The organism is Candidatus Binataceae bacterium (assembly GCA_035650475.1).
GTDB lineage: Bacteria > Desulfobacterota > Binatia > Binatales > Binataceae > JAKAVN01.
On record DASRHP010000004.1, the window covers coordinates 45,688 to 71,329 of the forward strand.

The window sequence follows — 25,642 nt, forward strand, 5'->3', positions numbered from 1 at the left end:
ATTTAGCCCTCCGAGGAGCGCAACTTCAAATCCGGTTTACGGAGCGCGCAGTCAGGCACCGGGAAGCATGCGGTTGCTTCAGAACAACCATCCGGCGGTGCCCTTGAAGAAGCGGCCGCGCTGCTGGCTGGTCAGTCCAATGCCGAAGCCGAAGTTGAGCTCGAGCCGTGGAATGAGATGCAGGTTGACGGCGGGCACCAGGAATTGTTGCTGTTCGGAGAGCCGCGGTAGATCGGCGAGCGGTCCCAAATCGCCGTAGTACTCCAGCGCTGGCTCCAGCCAGTCATTGACCGCGTAGCTTAGCTGCCCCGCGGGCTCCAGGCCGAGCCCCTGATGCGTGCCGGGCCCGCTGAACTGTTTGCCGAAGGTGAAGTTGCCGACGATAAACCAGCGTCCGATCCGTGCTTGCGCGATCGGCATCACCTCCAGCGTCAGCGGATCGTCCACTGCGTCGCGGCGCATGTAATCGAACTCGACATTGACCCCGAATGCGACCGGCCACGACTCGGTGAATGGCACGCCGAAATGGACCTTGGTGCGTCCGCCGGCGTATTCGTAAATGCCGCGGTCCAGCCGCGCCGTGCACAGGTACTGGCCGACTTCCAGCCACGGCAGCAGGCCGTAGGTCAGCTCCAGCGTGTTGTGAATCTGATACAGCGGTAGGTTCTGTTTGGACTCCGCGCCGGTTGCCGAACTTACATTGGAGCTGTGCAGCTCAAGCCACCAGCGGCCCTCCGGCGTGGTGTCGACGGTATAGATCTGGAGCTCGTAAAAGTCGGTCGCGCCCGCGTCCGGACGCCACAAGCAAAACAGCGCGGCGAGCACACCGACCACCAGCTTCGCGAGTCTCATCGAAAATCCTCGCGCCGCACATTCGTCCGCCCGGCTACGGCGTGTCAGCCGCGCTGATGACCGAGGCCGGCGTCGTCGAGCACGCTCAGCGCGAGCGCCGACCAATCCATATCCTCACGTCCCTTGGCGAGGCTCGTCAGGATCCGATCGCGCACCAGGCTCGCCGTCGGCAACGCCATCGTCACCTCGGCCGCCGTGCGCAGCGCCAACTCGACATCCTTCAGCCCGAGCGGCATGCGGAATCCCACCGGGGTAAAGCGCTTCTCCGCCACCGCCTTGCCGTAGCCGAGGTAGATCGGGCAGGCGAAGAGAGTTTTGGCGAGCATCTCGGCGACCGCGACGCGATCGACGCCCTGCTTCTCGGCCATCGCGAACGCTTCGGCCATCGCCTCGAGGTTTGCCGCGATGAGAAAGTTGCCGCATAGCTTGGCGACGTTCGCGGCCCCCGGGTCCTCGCCGAAGTCGAAGATCGCCTGACCCATCGCTTCGAGCAGCGGCCGCACCGTCGCCTTGTACGCCGCCGGTCCGGAGGTCGCGATCCACAGCCGCTTCGCCCTTGCCGCGTCGGGGCGGCCGAACACCGGCGCGGCGACATAGACGCCGCCGCAGACGGCGTGATGCTGCGCCAGGCGGCGCGCGGTCGCCGGCGCGACCGTGCTCATCGAGATATGAATTCCACCGCGTCCCAGCCGCTCGGCAAGCCCGCCCGCGCCAGCGGTGACGCTTTCCAGCGCGGCGTCGTCGGCGACCATCGTGATCGCAATTCCGCCCGGCGCAGCAACGTCGCCCGCCCTCTCGACGCGCGCCGCGCCTTGCGCTACCAGCGCATCGGTCTTAGCGGCGGTGCGGTTATAGACGCGAAGCTTGTATCCCGCAGTGAGCAGATTGGCCGCCATCGGCGCACCCATCGCGCCCAGCCCGACGAATCCGATTTCCTGGTTCATGTGCGCGGTCCTCGTTGGTTGAGAGAGAAGAAGTCCGTCGCGCCGCCGTGATGCGGGAGCGTTCGACTCAGCGCGCGCGCGCCACGTCGATTCGAGGGCACAGATGCTCGACCGGACATCGCGAGCACCACGGCGAGACAGGTTGGCAGATGGTCTGACCGAAGGCCACCAGCAGACTGTTGTATTCGATCCAATAGCGGCGCGGCAGCGCGGCTCGCAGCGCCGTTTCACTCTGCTCGGGGGTCCGCGTCCTGATAAGGCCCCATCGGTTGGATATCCGATGGACGTGGATATCGACGCAGATTCCGGGCTTGCCGTAGGCCTGGGTGACGACCAGGTTGGCAGTTTTGCGCCCGACCCCTTTGAGGGTCACCAGCGCCTCGATGGTGTCCGGTACGCGCCTGTTGAAACGCTCCAGCAGCTGGCGGCATATCCCGACGATAACCGCGGCCTTGGTGCGGTAGAAGCCGACCGGATAGATCAGTCGCTCGATCGCGCGCTCGCCCAGCGCCAGCATTGCCTGCGGCGTATCGGCGCGGGCGAACAGCCGCGGCGCGGCCTCGGCGGTGGTTTCGTCCCTGGTCCTGAGGCTTAAGATGCACCCGATGAGCGTGCGGAAGGGGTCGCCGCGCTCGGCCGCCTCCAGCGCGATGACCGGCGCGCGCCATCCCTTTGCCTCCCGGCGCAGGATACGAATTGCGCGGCCGACCGTGGCGCGGGTCAGCGGCGGCGGCGTGGGGCGGGTGCGTGGATGGGGCGGCAGGTTGCGCACCCAGTTGCGGTCGGGCAACATCGCGGGCGGATTTCTAGCACGTCCGCCGCGTCGCGATGAAACCGCGCGGGCGGTTTGACGCTTGCGTCGTTAGGGCATATTTTCGCTCACGCCGGTGCCGCCGGGCGCCCAACGCAATCATCGGGAGGCTTCGCGATGGACCTGGGCAAGGACCTTCTGCTCGACATGTACCGCTCGATGCAGCGGATTCGGCAGTTCGAGTCGCGCGTGCGCGACCTGGCGCTCGCCAACGAGCTGCCCGGCTTCGTTCACGTCTCGATCGGCGAGGAAGCCAGCGCGACCGGCGTGTGCGCGGCGCTGCGCAAGACCGACCGCATCACCTCGACCCATCGCGGCCACGGCCATCTCATCGCCAAGGGCGGCAAGCTGGCGCAGATGATGGCCGAGCTGTACGGCAAGCGCGAGGGCTACTGCAAAGGCAAGGGCGGTTCGATGCACATCGTGGACTTCTCGCTCGGCATTCTCGGCGCCAACGGCATCGTCGGCGCTGGACTGCCGATCTCGGTCGGCTCCGCGCTGGCGGCGCAGATCGCCGGGCGCGACGACGTAACCGCCTGCTTCTTCGGCGATGGCGCCTCCAACGAGGGCACCTTCCACGAATCGCTCAACCTCGCCGCGATCTGGAAGCTGCCGGTGGTCTTCGTCTGCGAGAACAACGGTTTCGGCGAATTCACCCCGATGGCGACCGTGACCTCGGTCAAGGACATCGCGACGCGCGCGCAAGCCTATGCGATCCCGGGCTATATCGTGGACGGCAACGACGTGCTCGAAGTTTACCGCTACGCGAGCGAAGCGGTTGCGCGGGCGCGCGCGGGCGAGGGTCCGACGCTGCTCGAATGCAAGACCTACCGATGGGAGGGGCACGTCGTCGGCGAGCAGGCATTCCTTGGCCCCAACGGCTACCGCGAGGAGGCCGAAATCGAGCAGTGGAAGAAGAGGTGCCCGATCATGCGCTTCGAGCAGTTCATGCTCGAAGGCGGCAAGCTGAGCCGCGGCGAACTGGACCGGATCACAGCCGAAACCCAACGCGAGCTGGAGGAGGCCGTTGAGTTCGCGCGCAAGGCCGCGCTGCCCGATCCCGCCGAGGTGACGGACGACGTGTTCGCCTGAGGCGCGCACCGGGACTCCGCACGCACGCAGCTCAGGCGCCGAGAGCGACACAGCCCACGCCCGCAGAGGTGTACGACGATGGCCCAGGTGAGCTACATCCAGGCAATCAATCAGGCGCTCGACGAGGAGATGGCGCGCGATCCACTGACCTTCGTGATGGGCGAAGACGTGGTGCTGGCGGCCTTTGGCGCCACGCGCGGACTGTTCAAAAAGTACGGACCTAACCGCGTGCGCAATACGCCGATCGCCGAGGCCGGCTTCGTCGGCGCGGCGGTGGGCGCGGCGATGGCGGGGACGCGGCCGATCTGCGAAGTCGAGTTCGCGAGCTTCTTCTACTGCGCGATGGACCAGGTCTGTAACCAGGCCGCCAAGCTGCGCTACATGTCGGGCGGCCAGGCGCGGCTGCCAATCACCTTCCGCTGCGTGTACGGCGCGGCCGGCGGTGCCGCGGCCCAGCACTCGGAAACCGTCTACGCGCAGTTCCTCAGTGTGCCCGGGCTTAAGCTCGCGATGCCCTCGTCGCCCTCCGACGCGAAGGGCATGCTCAAGAGCGCGATCCGCGACGACAATCCGGTGATTGTTTTCGAGCACCTCGCGCTTGGGCGCTTGCGCGAGGAAATCCCGGCGGGCGACCACCTGGTGCCGCTCGGCAAGGCCGCGATCAAGCGCCCCGGCGACAACGTGACTCTGATCGCGATCGGGGCGATGGTCCCCAAGGCGCTCAAGGTGGCGGAGAAGCTTGCCGCCGACGGCGTCAGCGTCGAGGTCATCGATCCGCGCACGCTCATTCCGCTCGACGAGGACGCGATTCTCACTTCGATCGGAAAGACCAATCGGGTGGTGATTGCCGACGAAGGGCATCTGCGCGGCGGCGCGGCCGCCGATCTGGTGGCGCTGATAGTTGAAAAGGGTTTCGACCTGCTCGACGCGCCGCCCAAGCGGGTCACCGCGCTCGACGTTCCAATTCCGTTCAGTCCGCCGCTGGAAAAGGCCGCGCTGCCCGACGAGGCGCGCATCGAGGCTGCCGTGCGCGAACTGGCCGGGCATTGAGCGGTTGCCGTCCGCTTGGATCATCAAAGAGGCCGATGCTGAAAATTCCACTGCTTTGCGCAGAGCGTCCGCCGAATCGGCGGCGCCCGATGGCGCGTCGCTGCGCACAAGTGAGCACCGATGGCCGTTGAAGTGATCATGCCCAAGTTCGGGCTGACGATGCACGAAGGCACGATCCAGCGCTACTTCAAGGCGCCGGGCGATCAGGTGCGGGCCGGCGAGCCGGTGTACGAAGTCGAAACCGAGAAGGTGCTCTACGAGGTCGAGGCGCCTGCCGGCGGCACGCTCGCCGCGGTGCTGTTCGCGGAGGGCGCCACGGTGGAGTGCGGCACGGTGGTCGCGGTGATTGCCGAACCGAACGAGGACATTCGCGCGGTGGCGGCGCGCTACGCGGATGGCGCGCCGGCGTCCACTCCCGCCGACAACGCGGCGGCGCCCAGCGCCGCCGCGCCTGCGCCGTCGGAGGACGGCGGCGGGCGACGTGCAGCTAGCCCGGTCGCGCGCAAGCTCGCCGCTGAGCTCGGTGTCGAGCTTGCGGGCGTCGTCGGCACCGGCCCCGGCGGGCGGATAACGCGCGAGGACGTGGAGCGCGCGGCGACTGCCGCGCGCTCCACGTCCACCGCGGCGGCGGCACCCGCGCGCGCCGGCGCGCCCGCGCAGCAGCCGGCTGGGACGGCCGGCGCGCCGGCCGTCCCAGCCAAGCCGACCGTGCGCACGCTCCCGATGCGCGGGATGCGCAAGACCATCGCCGAGCGTATGACGCAGAGTCTGCGCGAGAGCGCCCAGCTCACCATCACCACCGAGGCCGACGTGAGCGCGGCGGTCGAGCTGCGCGAGCGGCTGGTGCGCCAGTTCGACTGCACCTACACGGACATGCTCATCCAGGCCGCCGCCCGAGCGCTAAGACGCCATCCGCGGATGAACGCGCGCCTGGCCGAGGACGCGATTGTCATTCTGTCCGAGGTGAACATCGGGATGGCGGTGGCATTGGAGGACGGCTTGATCGTGCCGGTGGTGAAAGAGGCCGACCGCAGGGAACTGCGTGAGATTGCCGGCGCCACACGCGAGCTCGGCGAGCGGGCGCGCGGCGGCAAACTGCGCCTGGAGGACGTGAGCGGCGCGACTTTCACGATCACCAACCTCGGCACCTACGGCGTCGACGCCTTTACCCCGATTATCAATCCGGGCGAGACCGGCATCCTCGGCGTCGGCCGCATCGTCGAGAAGCCGGTCATCCATCGCGGCGAGATCGCGCGGCGCTCGATGATGACGCTGAGTCTGACCTTCGACCATCGAATCATCGACGGGGCGCCCGCCGCACAATTCCTCCAAAGCGTGATCGAAATCCTCAACTTCGGCGAGCGCTAGCGCCACCGCCTGCGCGCAGGTGAGAGCGATCGAATCCGACCATCACGGCTATTTCATTCGCACGCCGCGGATGCCCACACGCGCGGATCTTGGCCGCGCGGGTGCGACGTTGGCTACGTTCGTGCTCGCGGTCTGCGTGACAATTGCGGCCGCGGCGGCCACCGCGGCGCCGTCACCGTCGCCGTCGGCCGAGCGAGCACAGCAGCACGCGCAGCCGGCGCAGACGTCTGCACCGGCGCCCGCCCAGCGGACTGTGCCGCCGGCATCCGTCTCCATCGACCCGTCGCACAAGGCCGCACGGCCGGAGCCGCCAGCGCCGCCAGAGAAGCCCGCACCGCCGGGCAAGGGCGTGGCCGGCGCCCGGACGCCGACCCCTCAACCGATCAACTGGGAGAAGCTGACCCAGGAAGCCGCCGTGCTGCTCTCGCGCTACATCCGGATCGATACCACCAACCCGCCCGGCAACGAGCTGAGCGCGGCGCGGATGCTTCGCGAGAAGTTCCTCGCCGACGGAATTCCGGCCACGGTATGGGAACCGGCGCCGGGGCGCGGCGTGGTAGCGGCGCGCCTGCGCGGAATCGGCAAGGACACTAAGGCGATAGTGCTGCTCAGTCACATGGACGTGGTTCCCGCCGATCCCAAGCAGTGGAGGGTCCCGCCGTTTTCGGGCGAGGTAAAGGACGGCGAGATCTGGGGGCGCGGCGCGATCGACGACAAGGGGCCGAGCGTAATCGAGCTGATGGCGATGCTGGCGATCAAGCGCTCCGGCATTCTGCTCAACCGCGACATCCTGTTCGTCGCCACCGGCGACGAGGAAGAGGGCGGGCGCAACGGCGCGGGATGGTTCGTCGAGCACCAGAAGAAAATCTACGCGGACGCCGGCTATCTGCTCAACGAAGGCGGCGGGATCACGCTATCGCCGGGGGGCCATCGCTTTTACGCGGTTTCGATCGCGGAGAAGACGCCGATGTGGATTCGGCTGACCGCCCAGGGACAGGCCGGACACGCCGCAGTGCCGCCCGACGCCACCGCGCTGACTCATCTGGTCGCCGCACTCGAGCGGCTCATCGCGTACCGCCCGCCGATACGCATCATCAATCCGGTGAGCGATTACTTTCGTGCGATCGCAAAGCTCGACGGCGGGCCGCACGAATTCAACAACCTCGTGCTTTCGCTCCGCAAGCACGCGTGGCGGCGCGACTTTCTGGCCAACGCACGCTACAACGCAATGGTCCGCGACACCATCGCACCTACGGTGCTTGGCGCGAGCGACAAGACCAACGTGATCTCGGCCACCGCGTGGGCCGAGGTCGACTGCCGCCTGCTGCCGGGTGAGGACCCCGCCGGGTTTCTCGACAAGATCCAACGCGTGATCAACGACGACACCATCAAGGTTGACGTGCTGCTCAATTTTCCGGCGGTGTCTTCGCCGCGCCGCTCGATCCTGATGAACGCGATTGATTCGGTCGCATGGCGCGACAACCGCACGACCGTGGTGCCCACGATGATCGCAGGCTTTACTGACAGCCACTATTTTCGCGCCCAGCACGTCATCTCCTACGGTTTCATCCCGATCGAACTGACTGCGGCGCAGGAGCGCACCGTGCACGGCGTCAACGAGCGCATCGAGGTCAAACAGCTGGGCGACGGGATCCGGCGCATGGTTGAATTGCTGCGCTTTGTAGGCGGAAGCTGAGGGCAGAGGCCATGGTCAACGCGGGAGTCGGATACTCGGTCTCGAACAATCCCAAGGTCGCCGCCGCCGAGGCCACCCAAAGGGCGATGCGCCAGGCCGGGCTGCATCATGCGGCCGGTGCGCTGTGCTTTGCGACCACCGCCCACGGCGCGGCCTTTACCTCGGTGATGCGCACGGTCGCGGTCGAGGCGCGCACCCGCGACGTCGCCGGATGCTCTAGCGCGGGCGTGATCGCGGCCGAACACGAGATCGAATCTGGGCCCGCGGTGGCGGTGATCGTGTTCGGGGGCACGTCGCTCAGCGCCAAGCGGATCTTCGTCCCCTCGCTGCGTGGGCGGCCGCGCGAGGTCGCCGCAGAGCTGGCCGCAGCGGTGCGTCCAGCGCTCGGCCCCAACAACCTGCTCTGCCTGTTCGCCGACACCTACAACATGGAGCCGGACGCGCTGTTGAGCGCGCTTGTGCGCGAGCTTCCCGGCGTGCCGGTGGTCGGCGGCGGCGCCAGCGAAGACGGCTCGATTGGCGAGACCTTCCAGTTCTGCGGCGACACGGTGAGCTCCAACGCGGTGTCGGGGATGCTGCTCACGGGCGATTTCGAGCTCAATGTCGCCGCCACACAGGCCTGCACGCCGCTTGGCGCGACCCATCTTGTCACTGCCGTGCGCGACAATATCCTCGTCGAGCTGGATGGCCGGCGCGCTTTCGACGTCTTCGCCGAGGCGGCCGGGCCGCTCGCCCAGGACCTCCCGCGCGCGGCCGCCTTCATCTTTCTCGGCATTCCGCTCGAGCCCGGCGCCGAGCGGATGGCGCGCGGGAGCTACCTGGTGCGCAACATCGTCGGCGCCAGCGCCGAGCACGGCGTGCTCGCGGTCGCCCATCGCCCACGCATCGGCGACCGGGTCGGCTTCGTGCTGCGCAACGGCGAGCGCGCACGCGAGGATCTCAAGGACACGCTCGAGGAACTGAAGGAGCGCACGGAGGCGGCGCCGCCGGTCTTTGGATTATATTTCGATTGCGTGTCGCGCGGTGCCGGGCTCTACAACATTCCCGATCACGACTCGGCCTACATCGCGCGCTACCTCGGCCATCTGCCGGTGGCCGGCTTCTTCACCGGCTTCGAGGTCGGTCCACTCGGCGCGCATCCGGGGATGCTCCAGTACTCGGGCGTGCTCGCGCTGGTTTCGGAAAAGCGCGCCTAGTACCACAGCGGCGGATGGTGCGAACGGCTGACCTTCCTGCCCGATGATGGTCAGGCCTTTTTTTCTTTCATTAAAGAATCTGCGCCACACCAGCAGTCGGCCGTTTGAACCGTGCCGGCGGTCTTCATCGGAGCGGCGCGCTTGCGCCGCCGGAAGCGTTAGTGGTAGCTCAGAGCTGGCCCGCCGCTCCCGGCGTTCCGGGCGGCCGGGCGCATTCCAGCCGGCGACGGAGGAACAGCCAAGTTGGACTTCGGATTTTCAGAAGAGCAAGAGATGCTGCGCGACGCGGCCAAGCGCTTCCTGGCCGACAACTGTTCAACCAAGTTCGTCCGCCAGATGATGGCGCATGAGACCGCTCACGACCAGGCCTTCTGGCGCAAGATCGTCGATCTGGGCTGGCCCGGGCTGCTCATCCCCGAGCAATACGGCGGCCAGGGCGGCACCTTTCTCGACATGACGGTGATCGCCGAGGAAGTCGGCAAAGCGCTCATCCCGGGGCCGTTCTTTGCCGCCGCACTGCTCGGTGCGCCGATCCTTATCGAGGCCGGCTCCGAGGCGCAGAAGAATGAACTGCTGCCCAAGATGGCTAAGGGTGAGTACATCGCCACCGTCGCCGTCGCCGAGGCCGCCGGGCGCTTCGACGCCGGCGGGGTCGAGCTTAAGGCCACGAAAAAGGGCGCCGACTACGCGCTTTCGGGCGAGAAGTTCTTCGTGCCCGACGCCCACGTCGCCGATTGTATAGTGGTCGCCGCCCGCAGCGGCGGCGGCGGTGAGAACGGTGTGACGCTGCTCGCGGTGCCGGCCAGGGAGAAGGGCGTCACGGTCACGCAGCTGAAAACAGTCGATATGACGCGCCGGCTGTGCCACGTCAAATTCGACAACGTCACCGTGCCCGGCGCCAACCTGCTTGGCAAGGAAGGCCATGGATGGGCTCCGCTGCGCCGCACACTGGACGTCGCGACTGCGGCGCTGTCGGCCGAGATGGTCGGCACGGCGCAGAAGGCGCTCGACATCGCGGTGGACTACGCCAAGACTCGCGTGCAGTTTGGCAAGCCCATCGGCTCCTTCCAAGCGGTCAAGCACAAGTGTGTGGACATGATGGTCGCGGTCGAAAACGCGCGCTCGCTGACCTACTACGCCTGCTGGACGGTGGATGAGAGGCTCGCCGAGGCGGCCACCGCAGTGCCGATGGCCAAGGCGTACGCTTCCGACATGGCCAAGAACGTGACCAGCGAGGCGATCCAGGTGCATGGCGGAATCGGCTTCACCTGGGAGCACGACATGCACCTGTACCATCGCCGCGCGCTGGCCGGCGAGGCCAACTTTGGCAACGCGCCGATCCATCGCGAGACCGTCGCGAAGTCGCTGCTCGCGTAGCGCGCTCGGGCTCCACGGTTGAGATAATAAGGGCGGCCGCCGCGGCAAAGAGCGGCGGCCGATTTTTCCCCCGCGCTCCCGGTCAATCGGCTGAGGCCTGTGATGCAAGAAGCAGCGAAGACGCGCAGTCTATCGACTTACTATTCCCCCGTCAGCCGCGATATTCTGGCGATTGATCCAACCGCCCTGTTCGCTGACGATGAAGTAGATGAGCTTGGCGATGTCCTCGGGCCGGCCAAGGCGGCGCAGCGGCGTCATCTCGACGAAATCCCGCCGCGCCTCCGGGCCGAGATTCGCGAGCAGCATTCTGGTTTCAACGAAGCCCGGTGAGACCAGGTTGACCGTGATGCCGCGCGGGCCGACCTCTTTGGCCAGCGTCCGACAAAATTGCTCCACGGCAGCCTTGCTGCCGAAATAGCAGCTCCCCCCGGGAACATTCAGGAGGGTTCCAATCGTCGAGACACATACGACCCTGCCGCCATCGGCCATGTGCCGCAGCGCTTCCTGAAGACAAAAATATGTTCCCTTTGCGTTGACTCGGTAGGTGTGATCGAAGTCCTCCTCGGTCGTTTCCGCCATCGGTTTGAAGCACGCATACCCTGCGTTTGCGACGAGAATATCGAGCCTTCCCAACCGCTCAATGGTTTCTCGAAAAAGCCGCCGTATATCGGCGAGGTCGGCGATGTCAGCTTGGATTGCCAGCGCCACGCCTCCCCGGCTGCCGATCGCCGCCGCTACAGCATGCGCCTCCTCTGCACTGGTCGCGTAATTGACCACCACGGCAGCTCCGGCCTCTGCTAGCCGTTCCGCTGCGGCTCGCCCGATGCCGCGCGAGGCGCCCGTTACGACCGCTACCTTGCCATCCAATTCGCCCATCGCCTTTATCCATTTCTACGGCCATGGCCCGGCCTGGCCCGCGTGAACTAGAACCGCGGATGGGCGGTAATGTGAAACCGCGCCTCCCTCCCCTTACTGCGTGGGTGCTGCATTTCCGGCTCGCCTGCCGACGCGCGGAGCCCTCTCGGAGTCCGGTCAGCCGGTCGATCGCACCGCGAGCAGGGCGCGGCGCACTCGCTCGGCCTCATCGGCCAGTTCGACGAGCGTCGCGCACGCCTTCTCGGTCGCGTGGTCGCGGCCGGCCTGCTCCAGCAGCGCGCAGATGCGGTCGAGGGCCTCCGCGCCGAAGTTGCCAGCGCTGCTGCGCAGTGCGTGAGCGTGCAGCGCAAGTGCCGGGGCGTCGGCACGCTCAGTCGCCGCCCTGATCGCGGCGAGGCGCTCCGGCAGATCGGCGAGAAAGAGATCGACGAGTTCGGCCAGCGCCACGTTGCCGCCCGGGAGCGAGTCGCGCAAGCGACGAATCCGCTCGAGGTTGATTGGATCGGCAGACAAGCGCCCCGGCGCGCGTCCGCGGGCGACCGTCTAGCGCGCCCCGTTGGAGTCGTTGTCGCGCCGCGGATAGCTGTGTTCGTTGCCTAGGCGGCGCATGAAGCGGTACAGCGTGGCGCGCCCGATTCCGAGGTTGCGTGCGGCCTCGGCCCGGTTGCCTTTGGCCTTGGCCAGGGCTTGTGCGATTCGTTCGCCCGCGGCCTTGTCGAGATATTCAGTCAGACTCACGTCGTGGATTTCGCGCGCGGAGGTCCGGTGATTGCTGTCATTGTCGGCGGCGCTCGCTGCTGGCCTGGGTGGGTCGGGCGGCGGTTGGGTCGAGGCGGCCTCGCCGCGATGCAGCGCGCCGCCGACGCGATCGAGCATCAGGTCGCCGGCGCCGATTACGTCGGCGCGAGTCAGCACCACCGCGCGCTCGATGGCGTTTTCGAGCTCGCGCACGTTGCCCGGCCACGAGTGCTCAAGCAGCATCGACTCCGCGTCGGGCCCAAGCGTCATATGGCGGCCGGCGCGCGCGGCGAAGCGCTCAAGAAAATGGCGCGCCAGTGGCAGGATATCCTCGCGCCGCTCGCGCAGAGCAGCGAGCACGATCGGGATTACGTTGAGCCGGAAGTAGAGATCCTCGCGGAAGCTGCCCGCGGCGACCTTGTCCTTGAGCGCGGTGTTGGTCGCCGCCACCACCCGCACGTTGATTCGGCGCGGCTCCGCACCGCCCACCCGCAGCACCTCGCCTTCCTGGAGCACGCGCAGCAGCTTGGCTTGGAACTCGGGGCTGATGTCGCCGATCTCGTCGAGCAGCAGGGTGCCGCCCGAAGCCCGCTCGAAGCATCCCTGGCGCGCTGCGATCGCGCCTGTGAAGGCGCCCTTCTCATGTCCGAAGAGTTCGCTCTCGAGCACGCTCTCGGCGAAAGCTTTGCAGTTGACTGCGACGAAAGGGCGTCCCACTCGGTCGCTCCAGTAGTGCACCAAGCGCGCGATCAGTTCCTTGCCGGTGCCGCTCTCGCCCTGGATGAGCACGGTGGCGTCACTGGCCGCGATGCGCCGCACCAACTCCATCAGCGCGCGGCTGTGCGCGCTCTCGGCGACCACGCTTTCGGGACCGAAGCCGGCGGCCAGCTCCTGGCGCAGGGTTGCGTTCTCGCGCCGCAGCTGGCTGCGCTCGAGCGCGCGCGCGACCCGGGTCTGAAGTTCGAAGATCTCGACCGGCTTGGTCACATAGTCGAACGCTCCCGCACGCATCGCGGCCACCGCAGCGGCGATGCTGCCGTAGCGGGTGACCAGGATGACCGGCAGCCCGGGCACGCGCCGATGCAGCTCGCGCAGCAGCTCGGTGCCCTCCATGTTGGGCATCACGATGTCCGAGACCACGACGTCGGCCGCGTGCTTCTCAAACGCCGCCAGCGCCGCGCGTCCGTCGGCGCAACTCACCACTTCGCGCTCGGCGCTGCTCAGCGCCTGCTCGAACAGGCGCAGATCGACCGGATTGTCTTCGACGATCAGTATTCGCTGGGTCATGCGGACGACGGACCGAATCGGCGACGCACCATCCCAGCACGCCACCAGCAAGTTTCAGGCCGCCCACTAAATCTTCAGCCTTAACCCGATATCCCTCGAAACTAACCGGTCTAATGGAGCATGGACCCACGCCCGACTTTTTTGATGCGCCGAATCTTTGGCGCGTCATAGACAAATCGTTGCCGCTTGCACCCTGCCGCCGGCTGGAGCATAAACAAGGCACACGACCAGTTTGCTGAGGCCGGCCGGGGAACAATCGTGGCAACTGTCATCACGCTCCGCCGCCCGCGCCCGCTCGGGCCCCACGCCACGCCGGGTACGACGGCCCGCGCTCCGCATTCGGCCGAGCGCTTTTGGCGCAATTCGATGGTTCCGGCGTCGATCGTGATGGGGGCGATCATCGTGCTCACCCTCGGCACGCTCTTCGTCGGACTAAAGACGGGGCTATTGGGCCACGACTCGGCAACCTGGGTGCTCGTTGCGGCGCTGGTCTCAGTGATCGGTCTGACCAAAATCATCGTCGCCAACATGTTCTTCTACATCATGACCCAGGACGACGCGCGCCTGGACGAGCCCGCGCCCACCCCGCCGCCGCCTCCGATCCGACAGACACGGCCACTCAGGATGCCGCCGCGCGCGCTAGCGGATCGACATCCGGATCGGCGGCGCGGTCGCGGCCGGCTCGCGGTGCTGCCGCGCAGCTAGCTGCCGTCCCGCGGGCGCATCAGCCAGACAACCCTCCGCATCGGCGCCGCCCCACACGATGCCCACCGAGATCAGAGCCAGCGACCTCCAGCTTGCGCGCTTCATCCGGCCCGGCGACACCGTCGTCTGGCCCCAGGGCACGGCCGAGCCGCTGACGCTGACCGAGGCGCTGGTGGCGCAGCGTCACGCGTTTGGCCCGGTGACGGTTTTTCTCGGTCCCGCCTTTTCGGACACGCTGCGCCCCGAGCACACCGACCGCCTGCGTTTTCTGGCAATGAGCGCGATCGGAACCCATCGCCGGCTGGTGGAGGCGTGCGTGCTGCGCCTCATCCCCTGCCAGCTCTCCGATGTCCCCGGGCTCTTCCAAAGCGGCGTGCTCAAGTCGGAGGTTGTCTTTCTCCACCTCAGTCCGCCGGCCGACGGGCGCGGCGAGTACAGCATGGGGATCGTCAACGATTATCTGAAGATCGCGATGCGCCGGGCGCGGGTGGTCATCGCTGAAGTCAACGAGCAGCTGCCGTGGACCCATGCCGACGAGCCGCTCGATTTTGCCCGCGTCGATTACGTCGTGCGCACCTCGCGCCCGCCGCTCGAGCAGGCCACGCGCACGCCGAGCGAGACCGACCGCGCGATCGCCCGCCGCGTGGCCGAGCTGGTGCCCGACGGCGGAGTGATCCAGATCGGAATTGGCGCGATGCCGGCGGCGATCCTCGATGCCCTGCACTCGCATCGGCGGCTCGGAATCCATTCCGGGATGATCGGCGATAGCGTGGTGGACCTCGTCGCCTCGGGCGCGGTGACCAACGAGACCAAGCCGTTCGATCGCGGCGTGAGCGTCACCGGCGCGCTGCTCGGCACCCGGCGGCTGTACGACTTCGCCCATCGCAATCCGCAGTTGGTACTCAAACCGCTGACGTTCACGCACAACGTCGAGCTGCTGGCGCAAATCGACCGCTTCATCTCGCTCAACTCGGCGATCGAGATCGACCTCGGCGGCCAGGTCAACGCCGAGGTCGCCGGCGGAGTCTACATCGGCGCGGTCGGCGGCCAGGTGGACTACGTGCGCGCGGCGCGGCGCTCGCGCGGCGGCCGCTCGATAATCGCGCTGCCGGCGACCGCGCGCGGGGGTAAGGTCAGCCGGATCGTGGCGGCGCTGAGCGCGCCGGTGGTCACGACCGCGCGCTCCGACGTCGACGTCGTGGTGACCGAGTTCGGCGCCGCCGAGCTGCGCGGGATAAGCCTGGAGGAGCGGGCGCGACGGCTCGTCGCGATCGCCGCGCCGCAATTTCGCGAAGAGCTCGAACGGGCGGCGCGCGCGAGCTTCGGCCCAATTTATTGATTGGCCGCTCGGTCCGCATCAACGGTCGGGTAACAAACTGCAGCGAGGTCAAGGCGTATGAAATTCGGCACCTTCATTACCCGCCAGCGCGGCTCGGCGATCGCCGCTGATGTCCAGAAGGCCGAGCAGCTCGGCTTCGAGTCGGCCTGGGTCGCCGAGCATCTGATCATGCCGGCGCGCCAGGGCTCGGCGTACCCCTACACCGCCGACGGCCGCTTTCCCGCGCCGCCCGACGCGCCGTTTCTCGATCCGCTGCTCGCGCTTGCCTACGTCGCGGCGGTGACCCGCACCATCCGGCTTGCCACCGGCATCTTCGTCGTCCCGCTGCGCAACGCTTTTGCCACCGCCAAGGCGATCGCTACGCTCGATACGCTGAGCGAGGGGCGCGTCATCTTCGGCGTCGGCATCGGATGGTACAAGGAAGAGTTCGAAGCGGTTGGGATGAAGTTCGAGGACCGCGCGCTGCGCACGCGCGAGTACCTCGAACTGATGACCGAGCTGTGGAGCAAAGCCGACCCCGTGTACCATGGCAGGACAATCGCGACCGAGGGGATGAAGTTCAATCCCAAAACGGTCCAGCAGCCCCATCCGCCGATCGTCCTCGGCGGCACCACCGAGGCGGCGCTCAAGCGCGCGGTGCGGCTGGGCGACGGATGGTACGGGATCGCGCACACCCTCGACGAGGCGCGTACGCTGATCGCCCGGCTGCGCGAGCTCGAGCGCGCGGCCAACCGCGCGCGGCCTGTCGAGATCACCCTCAGCCTGCGCACCGGCAAGCCGATTAGCGCCGACGACGTGCGCCGGATGGCCGAGCTTGGTGTCGAGCGCACGCTCGCTGGCCATCCGATCAAGGCGCTCGATGCGGCCGAGATGGAACGTTTCCGCGCCGAAGTGATGGACAAGGTGTAGCGGCGCGATGGGCCACCTGTTGCGGTGATGGGATCGCGCGTGATGAACGAAAAACTGTGGGAACCGTCGGCGCAGAGGGTCGCGGCCGCGCGGATGAGCGCCTTCATGCGCGCGGTCGAGTCTTCGGAGAACGTCCGGATCGCCGACTACGGCGCGCTGTGGCGATGGTCAGTCGATAATCGCGAGGCCTTCTGGCGCGCGGTTTGGAAATTCTGTGACGTGATCGGCGAGCCCGGCGCCAGCACCGTCGCCGATGGCGATCGGATGCCGGGCGCGCGATGGTTCCCCGATGGACGGACCAACTTTGCCGAGAACTGTCTGCGATGGCGCGGCGGCGAGGACGCGCTCGTCTTTTGGGGCGAGGACAAGGTGCGCCGCCGGCTCGGCCGCGACGAGCTTTACGCCGAGGTCTCACGCGCGGCGCAGGCGCTGCGCGCGGCCGGCGTCGGAATCGGCGATCGCGTCGCCGGCTTCCTGCCCAACCTGCCTGAGACCGTGATCGCCGCGCTCGCCGCCGCCGCAATCGGCGCGATCTGGTCGTCGTGCTCGCCCGACTTCGGCGTCGAGGGCGTGGTCGATCGCTTCGGCCAGATCGAGCCCAGAGTGTTGTTCGTCGCCGACGGCTACTTCTACAACGGGCGCGCGTTCAACACGCTCGACAAGGTGCGCGAGATGCGCGCACGGATAAGCGGCGTCGAGCGCGTGGTCGTCGTCCCTTACGTCGCCGCCAACGCGGAGCCGCCCGCCGGTTCGGACGCGGTGAGTTGGGCCGACTTTGTGCGCCCGTTTGCGCCCGGCGAGATCGACTTCGCCCGCCTGCCCTTCAATCATCCGCTCTACATCCTGTATTCCTCGGGAACGACCGGCGCGCCCAAGTGTATTGTGCATGGCGCCGGCGGCACGCTCCTCCAGCACCTCAAGGAGCATCAGCTCCACACCGACGTTCGCCCCGGCGACCGCCTGTTCTACTTCACGACCTGCGGCTGGATGATGTGGAACTGGCTGGTGAGCGGGCTCGCCTCGGGAGCGACGCTGCTGCTTTACGACGGCTCGCCGTTCCATCCGCATCCCTCGGCGCTCTTCGATTTCGCCGAGCAGGAGCGGATGACGATGTTCGGCACCTCGGCCAAGTACATTGACGCGATCCGCAAGTCGGCGCTCGAACCGCGCCGCACGCATCGCCTCGACGCCCTGCGCACGATCTGCTCGACCGGCTCACCGCTTGCGCCCGAGGGCTTCGATTACGTTTATGCGAACGTCAAGGAGGACGTCTGTCTCTCCTCGATTTCGGGCGGCACCGATCTGGTGTCGTGCTTCGCGCTGGGCAACCCGGTCGGCCCGGTATGGCGCGGCGAGCTGCAATGCCGCGGGCTGGGGATGCGCGTCGAGGTGTGGGACGAGGACGGCCGGCCGCTGCGCGAGGCCAAGGGCGAGCTCGTGTGCACGGCGCCGTTCGTCACGATGCCGCTTTACTTCTGGAATGATCCTGACGGTTCGAAGTACCGCTCGGCCTACTTCGAGCGCTTCCCGGGCGTATGGTGCCACGGCGACTGGGCCGAACTGACCGCGCACGACGGGATGATCATCTACGGCCGCTCCGACGCGACGCTCAACCCCGGCGGCGTGCGCATTGGCACCGCCGAGCTTTATCGCCAGGTCGAACAGCTCGACGAGGTCGTCGAGTGCATGGCGATCGGCCAGGACTGGGACAACGACGTGCGGATCGTGCTGTTCGTGCGTCTGCGCGAGGGGCTCAAACTCGACGACGCGCTGCGCGAGCGCATCCGCGAGACTATCCGGCGCAACCTCACGCCGCGTCACGTTCCGGCCAGAATAATCCAGGCTCCCGATATCCCGCGCACGCGCAACGGCAAGCTGATGGAACTGGCGGTGCGCAATCTGATCCACGGCCGGCCGGTGAAGAATCGCGAGGCGGCGGCGAACCCCGAGGCGCTGGACTTTTTCGCCGACATCCCGGAGCTCAAAAGGCAGCCGCCCGCGCGCGTCCGCCGCCCCCGCCGCCGGGCGTAAGTGCGCGGCTGGTTGCGGGGGCGCGCCTGTTCTATGATTCGGGGCGCGCGGCGAGAGCTGCTTTTCCGCACGCGCAAACTTCGCACCGGAGAGCGATTACGATGGGCAAGTACTTTGAGGAATTCAAAGTCGGCGAGGTGGTGCAGCATCAGCCCGGCCGCACGATCACCGAGGCCGACAACCTGCTGATTACGACCCTGACGATGAATCCGCAGCCGCTGCATCTCGACGCCGAGTTCAGCAAAAAGGCCGAGTTCGGCCAGCGCCTGGTCAACTCGATCTTCACGCTCGGGCTTACCGTCGGGCTTTCGGTCGGCGATCTCACGCTCGGCACCACGGTGGGCAACCTCGGCTTCGAGAAGGTCGAGTTTCCCAAGCCCGTCTTCATCGGCGACACGCTTTACGCCGAGAGCGAGGTGCTCGAAGCGCGGGCGTCGAAGTCGCGTCCGGAGTGGGGAATCGTGATCTTCGAGCATCGCGCGCGCAACCAGCGCGGCGAGACGGTGATGCGCTGCAAGCGGGCGGCGATGATGCTGCGCAAGCCTAATAAGTAGCGGCCGGCGGGAGCACCGATCATGGAAACGCTGCGCCGCGCCGTGCACTTCGTGCCCGGCGCCAACGACAAGATGCTGGCGAAGTCGATCGACCTCGCCGCCGACACCCTGGTGCTCGATCTCGAGGATTCGGTCACGCCCGACAACAAGGAATCCGCGCGCAGGACGGTTACCGAGTGGCTCAGGAGCGTTGATTTCAAGGGGCGCGAGCGGATGGTGCGGATGAATCCGCTGGAGACGCCGTGGGGCCTCGCCGATCTGGAGGCGACGATGGCGGGGCGGCCGGACTCCTACATGGTGCCCAAGGTGCGCACCCTCGACGACATCGTGCGCATCGACGAAATCCTCTCCGGGCTGGAGAAGAAGTACGGCTATCCCGAGCGCGGCGTCACTCTGCTCGTGCTGGCGACCGAAACCCCGCAGGGCCTGCTGAACATCAAGGACCTCGGCACCCATCCGCGGGTGGACGCGCTGTCGTGGGGCGCCGAGGATCTCTCGGCCGCGATTGGCGCGCGGCGCAACCGCGACGAGCGCGGCGAGTTCCTCGAAGTCTTCCGCTACGCGCGGATCATGACGCTGCTCGCCGCCACCGCCGCCGGCGTCCAGCCGATCGACACCGTCTTCGTCAACGTCAAGGATCCCGAGGGCTTCCGCCGCGACTGCCTCGAGGGCGCCTGGATGGGCTTCACCGGCAAGATCACGATCCATCCGGGCCAGATCGACATCGTCAACGAGGTCTTTTCGCCTTCGCCGCAGGAGGTCGCCGACGCCGAGGCGCTGCTCGCCGCCTTTGAGGAGAACCGCAAGGCGGGGCGGATGGCGTTCAGCTTCCGCGGCGAGATGGTCGACGTGCCGCATCTCACTCGCGCGCGGCGGATCATCGAGCTTTCGCGCCGCGCGGGCAAGCGGTGAGACAGCGCAATTTCAGCACACTGATCGCCGGCCGCGCAGACGGCCAGCCCTTCAATACCCCGCGAAGCCCATGTCGGTGGTCGCCTGCGCTTCGGGATCGGTGCACACGTTGACCAGCGCGGGCTTGCCGCTTTGCATCGCGCGCTCGATCGCGCCGCGGATCTCCGCCGGTTTCTCGACGAACTCGCCGTAGCCGCCCAGCGCCTCGACCATCTTGTCGTAGCGCTGCCATCCCAGCTCCCGTCCCACCGTGCCGCCGGTCTTGCGCGAGGTGAAGCCGGCGTTGTTCGACACCACGACCACGATCGGCAGCTTGTGCCGAATCGCCGTGTCCATCTCCATCCCGTTCCATCCGAACGCACCGTCGCCCGAGAGCACCACCACCGGCGCATCTGGCCTGGCGACCTTCGCGCCAATTCCGAACGGCACGCCCACACCCATGCATCCGTGCGGCCCCGCGTTGATGCTGCATCCGGGCTGGTAGATCGGGATCGATTGGCGGGCGAAGTTGAGAATCTCGTGGCCGTCAACGATCAGGATGGTGTCGCGCGAGATGAGGTCGCGGACCTCACGGCACAGGCGCAGCGGATGGATCGGCACGGCATCGGAGTGGAGCAGCGGGGCCGAGCGCTCCTGGTTGGAGCGATGCTTGGCGGCAAGCTGCGCCACCCATGGGCTTTCGTGGCGCGGATTGAAGCGGCCGTTGGCCTCCTCGGTGAGCTGGCGCAGCACGAGCTTGGCGTCGCCGATGATCCCGAGCTCGACCCCGCGGTTATGGCCGATTTCCTTGCCGTCAAGGTTGACGTTGATGAAGCGCGCGGCGGGTGAGAAGCGCGGCGGGCGCAGAAAGGAGAGCATCGAGTTGGCCCGCGCGCCGATCACCAGCACCACGTCGGCTTCGCGAAACGCCATCGAGCGCGCACCCGGGAACGCGCGCGGATGGTCTTCCGGCACCACGCCGCGCCCCTGCGGCGTGGTGAAGAACGGGATGCCGGTCGTGCCGATGAACTCGCGCAGCTCGGCTGCGGCGTCCGACCACAGCACGCCGCTGCCGGTCACGACCAGCGGGCGCTCGGCCGCGAGCAGAAGCTCGACGGCGCGGCGCACCAGCGCGGGATCGCCCGCCGGGCGGCTGGTGACGCGGTAGTTGGTCGGGAAGTAGAGCCGCTCGTCGTCGAGCTTGGCGTTGAGGATATCGCCGGGAAGGTCGAGATAGACCGGGCCCTTCTTGCCGTCGAGCGCCTCGCGGAAGGCGATGCTGATGTACTCGGGGATGCGCGCGGCGAGGTCCACGCGGTAGGCCGCCTTGACCACCGGTTTCATGATCGCGACCTGGTCCATCTCCTGGAAAGCGTCGAGCGTCGTCGCGCGCATCGGCGCCGACCCGCCGATCGCGATGATGGGCGCGGCGTCGGCCCACGCGTTGGCGAGCCCGGTGAGCGCGTTGGCGGTGCCCGGACCCGACGGGGTGATACAGATTCCGGGCTTGCCCGTCAGCCGCGCGTAGGCGTGCGCCGCCATCGCCGCGGCCTGCTCGTGGCGGACGTAGATTCCGCGCATGCCAAGGTCGAGACAGGCGCCGGCAGTGCCGCTGGTGGGTCCGCCCATCATGAAGAAGATCGTATCTACGCTCTCGTTGCGGAAGCAGCGCGCGATAACCTGTTCGCCCTTGATAATCGCCATCCTCGGATGCTCCTGTGGGTTGAGCCTGCGCGATTGTTGGAGCAGCCTTGCGCCCGCCATGTCAAGGGCGCGCCGGGCAGCGGCGCGCGGCTTGCCCGTCCGAGACGATTTCGGCGGCAATCCGGTCAAGCGCGGACGCCATAGAGCCGGGCTGAGCAGGACACGCGGCGTCCGCGAGTGCTTCCGCGCGCATGGCGCCGCCTCGTTCCAGGAGGATCCAATCGGCCTCGAGCTGGCGGGCCTGTTCAAATTCGACGTCGAGCAGATGATGCGCTAGCCGCGCGTGCCGCTCAACTAGGTGGGTGCGCCGCCGGGCCCTGTGCGTCCAGGGACAGCGCCGCCAGGCGCGGATAAGGTGAGGCCGTCTGCTCAATAAGAGCGCAAAAAGCCTATCAATGAACGGGTCAGGTTATTGACTCGCTAGCCCGGTCGTGTTTATGGCTTGTTGCGGACATCAGCAGTGTTGCCCGGGGCGTGGGGGAGGGCATCTACGATGGAAAAGCATACCGCGATAAGGGTGCTGCCCGGGAGCCGCGTGTTTTTCCGCGGGCGGCTTTACGAAGTGGTGAGCGTGAGGTCTGCTGGCGGAATCGACGCACCGTATTTCCGCCTGCGCAACCTGGAGCACGGCACGCCGACCGATCTTGTGAGCTACAAGATGATCGAGCCTGCGGAGAAGCGACAGCCCGCCTAGCCTCGCACATTCCGCGCAGCGGCTTGCCGCTTTGCGTCAGGACGTGAATCGGTAAACCAGGCGGGTTGCGACGCTCATCGCGAAGCGCGCCGCGCGGCGAGCTGGCACGGCGCGCGCGTGCAATAGCGCGCGCCGTTGGCCGCGACGAATGCGCCGCCGCAGGCGGCGCATCGCGCAAGCTCCTCGTTGGCATCGAGCAGCGGCCGCAGGGCGGCCGCAACCGCGGCCGATTCGGCGACATCCACCATCTCCAGCACGGGCCCGGCGGACGCTGCGGCGCGCCCGGCGCCGGCGGCCCGCGATACCGCGGCCCCCGCCCGTCTGCCGCGCGCGAGGGCCGCCGCCTCGCGCGCCAGCCGGTCGGCGGTCTCGTTCAGCGGGTCGCCCGCGTGGCCCTGGACCCACTCAAAGCGCACGTCGCGCTTGGCGACCTCGGCGTCGAGCGCTTTCCACAGGTCGTGGTTTTTGTTCCGCCGCCATCCCAGGTTCATCGTATTGACCAGGTACTGGCTGTCGCTGCGCAGGGTGACGTGCGCGCCGGGCTTGAGATGGCGCAGCGCCTCGATCGCCGCCGTTAGCTCCATCCGGTTGTTGGTGGTCTGCGGATCAGAGCCGCTGAACTCCATCGGCTCGAACGGACCAACGATCACCACACCCCATCCGCCGGGGCCGGGATTGCCCTCGCAGGCGCCATCGGCGTAGGCCAGGATCCGCGCTGGAGCGGGAGCCATCGCCGCCGCTTTCAGAGCCCGCGTGCGCGGCGCAGCTCGGCGAACCATTGCAGGTAATGGCGCGCCGAGACGTTCCACGAGAAATCGGCGGCGAAGCAGTTATCCATCAGCCGCTGCCACGCCGTGCGATCCGCGAACACTCGGCGCGCGCGCCCGGCCGCCTCCAGCAGGGCCTCCGGACGGTAGTCGCTGAAGACGAAGCCGTTGCCCGTACCGGTTTGCGGATCGAACTCGACGACCGTATCGCGCAGCCCGCCGGTCGCGCGCACCAGCGGCGCGGTGCCGTACTTCAAGGCGTACATCTGGGTCAGCCCGCACGGCTCGAAGCGCGACGGCATCAGGAAGATGTCGCTCCCGGCCTGGATCTGATGCGCTAGCGCGTTGTCGAAGGCAAGCCGGATCCGCAGGCGGTCGGCAAAGCGCTCCTCGGCCGCCTTGAAAAGTTTCTCCAATGCGGGGTCGCCACTGCCCAGGATTACCAGGCGCACGTCGAGCGCCATCAGCGCCTCGAGCGCCTCGCCCAACAGATCCACGCCCTTCTGCGAGGTCATCCGGGTGACCATCCCGAGCACCGGCCCCTCGCCGTGCTCGGGCAAGCCAACCACCTTGAGCAGCGCCCGGCGGCATACCGACTTGCCCTCGCGCCGTTCGGGCGTGTACCGGGCCGCTATCAGCGGGTCGGTCGCCGGGTTCCATTCCTTGTAGTCGGCGCCATTGAGAATCCCGACGTAGCGCCCGCCCTTGGCGCGCAGCACGCCCTCCAGGCCGAAGCCCAGCTCGGGGTCGGTCGCGGTCTCGCGCGCGTAGCTTGGGCTTACGGTCGAGGCACCGTCGGCGAGCACGATCGCGCCTTTCATCAGGTTGACCCGGCCCCAGAATTCCAGGCAGTCGACCGAGAAGTACGAAGGGTCGAGGTTGAGCAGGCCGTAGTCGGCGGCATCGAAAATCCCTTGGAAAGCTAGGTTGTGCAGGGTGAAGACGATCGCCGTGCGGCTGAACGCTTCGCGCAGCGCGGGATCGGCACGCGCCACAATCGGCGCGACCGCCGCGTGCCAGTCGTGCGCGTGCAGCACCTCGGGCTGTATGACACGCGCGGCGGCGAGCGCTGCCGCCCGGCCGAACATGATGTAACGCGGCAGGTTGTCGGGGTAATCCTTGCCCTGCTCGCCGTAAACTCCGGGTCGCGCGAAGTTCCGCGGATGATGAACGAGGTAGAGCGGCACCCCGCCGGTGCCTTCCGCGCGCAGCAGGTCGAAGCGTTCAACCTCGGCGCCGACCGCGACCGCAAGCCCCTCGGCCACAGGCGTGGCCTTGAGGCTCTCGAGCAGGCCGCGATAGCCGGGAAGGATGACCGCGGCCTCGGCGCCGTTGGCTTTGAGCGCCGCGGGCAGCGCGCCGATAACGTCGGCGAGTCCACCGACCTTGGCCCACGGAGTGATTTCAGCTGCGACGATTGCGATCTTCATTTGTCACCGCAAGGCGCCGCGTGGGATGCTTGCGGGTGTCCGCGAACATCCGCACCCGGCGGAGGCGTTCGCTGTCGGCCCTCAGCGCTTCAAGCTAGCAGACCCGGCGAGGTCGCTCGAACGGCGGTGCGGGCGGCGCGGCGAGCAGGCGCAAAGTCACTGTTCGCCCGCGCGATGCGGGCTGTCGTGCACGCCATGGAGCGGAAAGCGCGGCGGCTCAGCTCGCCACCGGCATCTGCGTCTGCTGCTGGGCTTGGGCGTTGACCGGGGCCTGGGCCGCGCCGTTCAGCGCCTCGCGCAGCGCCTCGGCCGCGCTCTCGGGCGGAACCGGGTTGATGTAGAAGCCGGTGCCCACTTCGAAGCCGGCGACCTTGGTCAGCGCCGGTGTGACCTCCATGTGCCAGTGGTAGTGCTTGCTCTGGGCCTCGCGCAGCGGCGCCGAATGAATGATGTAATTGAACGGCGGGTCGTGCAGCGCGTTTTTCAGCGCGCTCATCGTCGCCTTCAGCGCCGCCGCGAAGGCCGGATAAGAGGTCGCCATGTGCTCGAAATGTGAGCCGTGGGTCTTGGGGATCACCCACAGCTCGAACGGGAAGCGCGCGGCGAACGGCGAGGCGGCGATGAACTCGTCGTTCTCGAACACCACCCGGCGCCGATCCTGACTCTCCTGGTTGACGATGTCGCAGAAGATGCATCGCTCCTTGAGCGAGTAATAGTCGCTCGACCCGCGCAGCTCCTGCTGCACGTTGAGCGGCAGGATGGGCAGCGCGATGAGCTGCGAGTGGGGGTGTTCGAGGCTCGCGCCGGCTTCGGGTCCATGGTTCTTGAAGATCAGGACGTAGCGGAAGCGTTCGTCGCGCGACAGGTCGAGTACCCGCTCGCGATAGGCCCAGAGCACTTCCTCGATCTGGTGAAGTTCGAGATCGGCGATATCACGCTCGTGGTCGGGGCTTTCAACAACGACCTCGTGCGCGCCGATCCCGTTCATCAAGTCGTATAGTCCTTCGCCGCGTCGCCCCGCTGGTCCCTCAATGCGCAGGGCGGGGAACTTGTTGCTCACCGCCCGCACGCGCCATCCGGGCGTGTTGGGCTGCGAACCATTGTCGCGGTAAGCGAGGACTTCGGGCGGAGTCATCTGCTCCATCCCGGCGCAGAACACGCAGGGCGGGCCCTTGCGTTCGTCGCGACGAGAATTGAAGTCCGAGGGGCGTTTCGCGCGCTCGGTTGCCATAATGACCCAGCGCCCGACCACCGGATCCTTCCTCAGCTCAGGCATTTCGGTTGTGCCATCTCCAGAACAGATTGCCTTGCCACCGGCCCCCAACCGGCAA

The 25,642-nt window shown here is 67.4% G+C and carries 24 protein-coding genes; 14 read left to right on the top strand and 10 right to left on the bottom strand.

Annotation, left to right across the window (positions count from 1 at the left end; genetic code table 11):
• Positions 1–78 precede the first annotated feature (78 nt).
• From VFB33_01120 to nth, 3 genes are all read right to left on the bottom strand, one after another.
• Positions 79–852: a hypothetical protein gene (locus tag VFB33_01120; protein ID HZO80269.1), complete on the bottom strand. Its 774-nt coding sequence runs from the start codon at positions 850–852 to the stop codon at positions 79–81.
• Between the two features lie 44 nt (positions 853–896).
• Positions 897–1,796, bottom strand: a complete 900-nt coding sequence (locus VFB33_01125) for an NAD(P)-dependent oxidoreductase (protein ID HZO80270.1) — start codon at positions 1,794–1,796, stop codon at positions 897–899.
• Between the two features lie 67 nt (positions 1,797–1,863).
• A complete protein-coding gene (gene nth / locus VFB33_01130; GenBank protein HZO80271.1) occupies positions 1,864–2,589 on the bottom strand; it encodes an endonuclease III in 726 nt (241 codons plus the stop codon).
• A gap of 135 nt (positions 2,590–2,724) precedes the next feature.
• Between nth and VFB33_01135 the strand changes: the two genes are divergently transcribed.
• The 6 genes from VFB33_01135 to VFB33_01160 all read left to right on the top strand — a co-directional run bounded on the left by VFB33_01135 (position 2,725) and on the right by VFB33_01160 (position 10,386).
• The gene (locus VFB33_01135) at positions 2,725–3,699 is read left to right on the top strand and encodes a thiamine pyrophosphate-dependent dehydrogenase E1 component subunit alpha (protein HZO80272.1); all 975 of its coding nucleotides are present in this window, start codon (positions 2,725–2,727) and stop codon (positions 3,697–3,699) included.
• Positions 3,700–3,777: 78 nt separating this feature from the next.
• Positions 3,778–4,749, top strand: coding sequence for an alpha-ketoacid dehydrogenase subunit beta (locus tag VFB33_01140; protein ID HZO80273.1), 972 nt, complete (start codon positions 3,778–3,780; stop codon positions 4,747–4,749).
• A 120-nt stretch (positions 4,750–4,869) separates the two neighbouring features.
• Positions 4,870–6,117, top strand: coding sequence for a dihydrolipoamide acetyltransferase family protein (locus VFB33_01145; GenBank protein HZO80274.1), 1,248 nt, complete (start codon positions 4,870–4,872; stop codon positions 6,115–6,117).
• A 19-nt stretch (positions 6,118–6,136) separates the two neighbouring features.
• The gene (locus VFB33_01150) at positions 6,137–7,813 is read left to right on the top strand and encodes a M20/M25/M40 family metallo-hydrolase (protein ID HZO80275.1); all 1,677 of its coding nucleotides are present in this window, start codon (positions 6,137–6,139) and stop codon (positions 7,811–7,813) included.
• 11 nt (positions 7,814–7,824) lie between these two features.
• The gene (locus tag VFB33_01155) at positions 7,825–9,009 is read left to right on the top strand and encodes an FIST N-terminal domain-containing protein (protein ID HZO80276.1); all 1,185 of its coding nucleotides are present in this window, start codon (positions 7,825–7,827) and stop codon (positions 9,007–9,009) included.
• A gap of 243 nt (positions 9,010–9,252) precedes the next feature.
• A complete protein-coding gene (locus VFB33_01160; GenBank protein ID HZO80277.1) occupies positions 9,253–10,386 on the top strand; it encodes an acyl-CoA dehydrogenase family protein in 1,134 nt (377 codons plus the stop codon).
• Between the two features lie 129 nt (positions 10,387–10,515).
• Here the strand turns inward: VFB33_01160 and VFB33_01165 are convergent, their stop codons facing one another.
• From VFB33_01165 to VFB33_01175, 3 genes are all read right to left on the bottom strand, one after another.
• Positions 10,516–11,262, bottom strand: coding sequence for a glucose 1-dehydrogenase (locus tag VFB33_01165; GenBank protein HZO80278.1), 747 nt, complete (start codon positions 11,260–11,262; stop codon positions 10,516–10,518).
• 156 nt (positions 11,263–11,418) lie between these two features.
• Complete coding sequence (locus VFB33_01170; GenBank protein ID HZO80279.1) at positions 11,419–11,709, bottom strand: Hpt domain-containing protein; 291 nt, start codon at positions 11,707–11,709, stop codon at positions 11,419–11,421.
• A 96-nt stretch (positions 11,710–11,805) separates the two neighbouring features.
• On the bottom strand, positions 11,806–13,287 hold the full coding sequence (locus VFB33_01175) for a sigma-54 dependent transcriptional regulator (GenBank protein ID HZO80280.1): 1,482 nt from the start codon (positions 13,285–13,287) through the stop codon (positions 11,806–11,808).
• A gap of 258 nt (positions 13,288–13,545) precedes the next feature.
• On the opposite strand from VFB33_01175, the gene VFB33_01180 reads away from it, so the two are divergent.
• The 6 genes from VFB33_01180 (at position 13,546) to VFB33_01205 (ending at position 19,737) form a co-directional block, all read left to right on the top strand.
• Complete coding sequence (locus tag VFB33_01180) at positions 13,546–13,992, top strand: hypothetical protein (GenBank protein HZO80281.1); 447 nt, start codon at positions 13,546–13,548, stop codon at positions 13,990–13,992.
• A gap of 58 nt (positions 13,993–14,050) precedes the next feature.
• A complete protein-coding gene (locus VFB33_01185; GenBank protein ID HZO80282.1) occupies positions 14,051–15,331 on the top strand; it encodes an acetyl-CoA hydrolase/transferase C-terminal domain-containing protein in 1,281 nt (426 codons plus the stop codon).
• Between the two features lie 57 nt (positions 15,332–15,388).
• Entirely contained in the window at positions 15,389–16,240 is an 852-nt protein-coding gene (locus VFB33_01190) for an LLM class F420-dependent oxidoreductase (protein ID HZO80283.1), read from the top strand.
• A gap of 42 nt (positions 16,241–16,282) precedes the next feature.
• Positions 16,283–18,271, top strand: coding sequence for an acetoacetate--CoA ligase (locus VFB33_01195; protein HZO80284.1), 1,989 nt, complete (start codon positions 16,283–16,285; stop codon positions 18,269–18,271).
• Positions 18,272–18,372: 101 nt separating this feature from the next.
• Positions 18,373–18,825, top strand: coding sequence for a MaoC family dehydratase (locus VFB33_01200; protein ID HZO80285.1), 453 nt, complete (start codon positions 18,373–18,375; stop codon positions 18,823–18,825).
• A 21-nt stretch (positions 18,826–18,846) separates the two neighbouring features.
• Entirely contained in the window at positions 18,847–19,737 is an 891-nt protein-coding gene (locus VFB33_01205) for a CoA ester lyase (GenBank protein HZO80286.1), read from the top strand.
• Positions 19,738–19,788: 51 nt separating this feature from the next.
• Here VFB33_01205 and VFB33_01210 read toward each other — a convergent pair whose 3' ends face one another.
• On the bottom strand, positions 19,789–21,420 hold the full coding sequence (locus tag VFB33_01210) for a thiamine pyrophosphate-binding protein (protein ID HZO80287.1): 1,632 nt from the start codon (positions 21,418–21,420) through the stop codon (positions 19,789–19,791).
• Positions 21,421–21,511: 91 nt separating this feature from the next.
• Between VFB33_01210 and VFB33_01215 the strand changes: the two genes are divergently transcribed.
• Entirely contained in the window at positions 21,512–21,697 is a 186-nt protein-coding gene (locus VFB33_01215) for a hypothetical protein (GenBank protein ID HZO80288.1), read from the top strand.
• 216 nt (positions 21,698–21,913) lie between these two features.
• The gene (locus VFB33_01220) at positions 21,914–22,114 is read left to right on the top strand and encodes a hypothetical protein (protein HZO80289.1); all 201 of its coding nucleotides are present in this window, start codon (positions 21,914–21,916) and stop codon (positions 22,112–22,114) included.
• A gap of 74 nt (positions 22,115–22,188) precedes the next feature.
• On the opposite strand, the gene VFB33_01225 is transcribed toward VFB33_01220, so the two are convergent.
• The 3 genes from VFB33_01225 to galT form a co-directional block, all read right to left on the bottom strand.
• Entirely contained in the window at positions 22,189–22,845 is a 657-nt protein-coding gene (locus VFB33_01225) for a ribonuclease H (GenBank protein HZO80290.1), read from the bottom strand.
• Positions 22,846–22,856: 11 nt separating this feature from the next.
• Positions 22,857–24,311 (bottom strand): glycogen synthase GlgA, encoded by a 1,455-nt coding sequence (gene glgA, locus VFB33_01230; GenBank protein ID HZO80291.1) that lies wholly within the window; start codon positions 24,309–24,311, stop codon positions 22,857–22,859.
• A gap of 217 nt (positions 24,312–24,528) precedes the next feature.
• A complete protein-coding gene (galT, locus tag VFB33_01235) occupies positions 24,529–25,587 on the bottom strand; it encodes a galactose-1-phosphate uridylyltransferase (GenBank protein HZO80292.1) in 1,059 nt (352 codons plus the stop codon).
• Positions 25,588–25,642 lie beyond the last annotated feature (55 nt).